The sequence below is a fragment of the Arthrobacter sp. JCM 19049 genome (assembly GCF_001310435.1).
Genome location: NZ_BAXF01000187.1, coordinates 1 through 4,044, shown reverse-complemented (window position 1 = coordinate 4,044; position 4,044 = coordinate 1). Strand labels below are relative to the sequence as shown.

The 4,044-nt window shown below is 65.6% G+C and carries 1 protein-coding gene and 2 pseudogenes; 2 read left to right on the top strand and 1 reads right to left on the bottom strand.

Annotated features, from left to right (window positions below; genetic code table 11):
* A partial coding sequence (locus JCM19049_RS19765) for a hypothetical protein (RefSeq protein ID WP_279402830.1) occupies positions 1-189 on the bottom strand: 189 nt, incomplete at its 3' end.
* A gap of 98 nt (positions 190-287) precedes the next feature.
* Between JCM19049_RS19765 and JCM19049_RS09145 the strand changes: the two are divergent.
* Both JCM19049_RS09145 and JCM19049_RS09140 read left to right on the top strand, forming a co-directional pair.
* Positions 288-2,020, top strand: a pseudogene (locus JCM19049_RS09145) (ABC transporter ATP-binding protein).
* Positions 2,021-4,044: pseudogene (locus JCM19049_RS09140) on the top strand (ABC transporter ATP-binding protein); the annotation flags it as partial. It lies immediately after the preceding pseudogene.

Below are 4,044 nucleotides of genomic sequence, written 5' to 3'. Positions count from 1 at the left end.
GGCCGCCGCCGTCACCGGCCATCGCGCCGCCAAGGCGGTCGCGGACGCGCTGCCCTGAGCCGGTTGTTGCGCGTCGATTCGCGGATTCCTGCCAACTTCAGCTGGCGGGTAGTCCTGCGCGGTGGGGAACGTGTCGAACCCCATAAGTGATTGGCACAATTCAATCAAAAGGATGACTCCAAAGCCCAACGGGGACTACTAGACTGGCTTTCGCCCTCAAATCCCTGCGCCGAAAAATCGGTTCGCGCCCAGCGGTTTCGGGGCTGACGCTAGCGAGGACAAACCACATGCTTCTGAAGCTCATCCTAAAACACTCCAAACCCTATGCCGGGTGGATCGTTGCGGTCTTCATCCTGCAACTGGCCACCACCATGGCCACGCTGTTCCTGCCCAGCCTGAACGCCAAGATCATTGACGTGGGTGTGGTCAACACCGATATTGACTACATCTGGCGCACCGGCGGGATCATGCTGGTCGTTGCCTTCGTGCAGGTGATCACCGCGATCGGCGCCGTCTACTTCGGCGCCAAGACCGCCATGAGCCTGGGCCGGGATATCCGCCAGGCCGTGTTCGAGCAGGTCTCCACGTTCTCCGCGCAGGACGTGAACAAGTTCGGGGCTGCCACCTTGATTACCCGCGGCACCAACGACGTGCAGCAGGTGCAGATGCTCACCCTGATGCTGCTGAACTTCATGATCACCGCCCCGATCATGTCCATTGGCGGGGTCATCATGGCCATCCGCGAGGATCCGGGCCTGTCCTGGCTGGTCTGGGTGTCGGTGCCGGTGGTGCTGATTGTGGTGGGCATCCTGGTCATCAAGCTGATGCCGCTCTTCCGCCAGATGCAGGTGCGCATTGACGGGATCAACGGGGTGCTGCGCGAGCAGATCACCGGCATCCGCGTGGTGCGCGCGTTCGTGCGCGAACAGCACGAGACCGAGCGCTACGCGGACGCGAACCAGAAGCTGACCGACCTGGGTGTCAAGGTCGGCAACCTGTTCGTGCTCATGTTCCCGGCGATCTCGATGATCCTGCACCTGTCCACCGCCGCCGTGCTGTGGTTCGGCGGGCACCGGGTGGATGCCGGGCAGGTGGAGGTCGGGGCGTTGACCGCATTCCTGCAGTACCTGCTGCAGATCCTGATGGCGGTCATGATGGGCACCTTCATGGCCATGATGGTCCCGCGCGCCATGGTCTCCGCCGACCGCATCGGCGAGGTGCTGGACACCAAGCCGAGCATGACCGAGGCCGAGGACCGCGAGGTGCACCTGCCCACCCCCGGCACCGTGGAGTTCCGCAACGTCAGCTTCGGCTACCCGGGTGCCGAGGCCCCGGTGCTGAACAACATTTCCTTTACCGCCCAGCCGGGCAAGGTCACCGCGATCATCGGGTCCACCGGTTCGGGCAAGACCACCTTGCTGAACCTGATCCCGCGGCTCTACGACGTGACCCGCGGGCAGATCCTGATCGGCGGGGTGCCGGTGGATGAACTGGGCCGGGATGCGATCTCGCGCAACATCTCCGCCGTCCCGCAGCGCCCCTACCTGTTCTCCGGCACCATCGCCAGCAACCTGCGCTTCGGGGCGCAGAGGGCCAGCGATGCTGAGCTGTGGCAGGCGCTGGACATTGCCCAGGCGGCGGACTTCGTCGCCGAACGCGAGGGGCAGCTGGACTCAAAGATCTCCCAGGGCGGCACCAACGTCTCCGGCGGGCAGCGCCAGCGCCTGTGCATCGCCCGGGCTTGGCCGCCAAGCCGCGCACCTACCTGTTCGATGACTCGTTCTCGGCACTGGACGTGGCCACCGACGCGAAGCTGCGCGCCGCCCTGGCCGAGCCGACGAAGGACGCCGCGGTGATCATCGTGGCCCAGCGCGTCTCCACGATCACCCGGGCCGACCAGATCCTGGTGCTGGACCACGGGGAAATCGTGGCTCGCGGCACCCATGAGGAGCTGCTGGAAAGCTCGGAAACCTACCAGGAAATCGTTTCGTCCCAGCACAGTGCGGAGGAGGTGGCCTAGATGGCGGATCAGAAGAAGAACTCCTCGGCCCCCGAGGTGGATGCGAGCCTGGAAGAGGTCGACGAATTCGCGGCCGCGGCCAGCAGCGACACCTGGGACGAGGCCCCGGTACGCAAGGCCCAGCACTTCTGGCCCTCGGCCAAGCGCCTGGTCGGACTGCTCGCCCCGTACAAGCTGGGGATGAGCATCGTCTTCGCGATGATCGGCATCTACGTGGTCCTCTCGGTCACCGCCCCGCGGGTGCTGGGAAGGGCCATGGACGTGATCTTCGCCGGGCTGATCGGCAAGAACATCCCGGCCGGGACCCCGGCCGACGTGCTGATCCAGCAGCTGCGCGACAGCGGCGATGACACCCAGGCCGACATGCTCTCCCGGGTGGACTTCGTGCCCGGGCAGGGCATCGACTTCACCCAGCTCTCCCGCTTCATCCTGATCGTGCTGTCGATGTACTTCATCGCCTCGATCTTCATGTGGCTTTCGGGCTGGCTGCTGAACCGCCTGGTGATGAAGGTGGTGTACCGGCTGCGCAAGGACGTTGAGGACAAGATCAACGCACTGCCGCTGAACTACTTCGACACCCGCCAGCGCGGGGACATCCTCTCCAGGGTGACCAACGACGTGGACAACATCCAAAACGCGCTGCAGCAGGCGCTGAGCCAGCTGGTGCAGTCCGCGCTGAGCGTGCTGGGCATTGTGATCATGATGTTCGTGGTCTCCTGGCAGCTGGCGCTGATCGCGCTGGTGGCGCTGCCGTTGTCCGCGGTGGCCGCCGGCATCATCGGCACCCGGGCGCAGAAGCTGTTCACCGCCCAGTGGAAGAACACCGGTGCGCTGAACGGGCAGATCGAGGAATCCTTCTCCGGCCACGAGCTGATGAAGGTCTTCGGGCGCGAGGACGACATGGTGGAGCGCTTCACCCAGCGCAACGACGAACTGTACAAGGCCAGCTTCGGGCCCAGTTCGTCTCGGGCATGATCATGCCGGTGATGAACTTCGTCTCCTACCTCTCCTATGTGGGCATCGCCGTGGTCGGCGGGCTGCGCGTGGCCTCCGGGTCGATGAGCCTGGGGGACGCGACCGCGTTCATCCAGTACTCGCGCGAGTTCACCCAGCCGCTGGGGCAGATGGCCGGGCTGGCCAACATGCTGCAGTCCGGTGTGGCCTCCGCCGAACGCACCTTCGAGCTGCTGGACGCGAGGAGCAGGAGGCGGAGGATGCGCGCACCCAGCTGCCGGCCCGCACCGACGGGCACGTCTCCTTCCAGGAGGTGAGCTTCTCCTACACCCCGGACCAGCCGCTGATCGAGAACCTGTCCTTTGACGCGGATCCCGGGCACACGGTGGCGATCGTGGGGCCGACCGGGGCGGGCAAGACCACCCTGGTGAACCTGGTGATGCGCTTCTACGAGCTGAACTCCGGGCGGATCCTGGTGGACAACGTGGACATCACCCACCTGTCCCGCGCGGATCTGCGCTCCAAGGTGGGCATGGTGCTGCAGGACGCCTGGCTGTTCGGTGGGACCATCATGGAAAACATCCGCTACGGCCGGCTGGACGCCACCGATGACGAGGTCATCGAGGCGGCGAAGGCCACCTTCGTGGACCGCTTCGTCCGCGCCCTGCCCGAGGGCTATGACACCGTCATCGACGAGGAGGGCACCAACGTCTCGGCCGGTGAGAAGCAGCTGATCACCATCGCCCGCGCGTTCGTGGCCAATCCCTCGCTGCTGATTCTGGATGAGGCGACCAGCTCGGTGGATACCCGCACCGAACTGCTGGTGCAGCAGGCCATGGCGGCGCTGCGCACCGAGCGCACCAGCTTCGTGATCGCCCACCGTTTGTCCACCATCCGTGACGCGGACACCATCCTGGTGATGGAGGCCGGACGGATCGTGGAACAGGGCAGCCACGAGCAGCTGCTGGCCACCGAGGGCGCCTACTACCGGCTGTACCAGTCCCAGTTCACTGGTCCGGCCGAGGACGTGGACGCCAACCCGGACACCGCCGCCGTGCCGGTGACCGGCG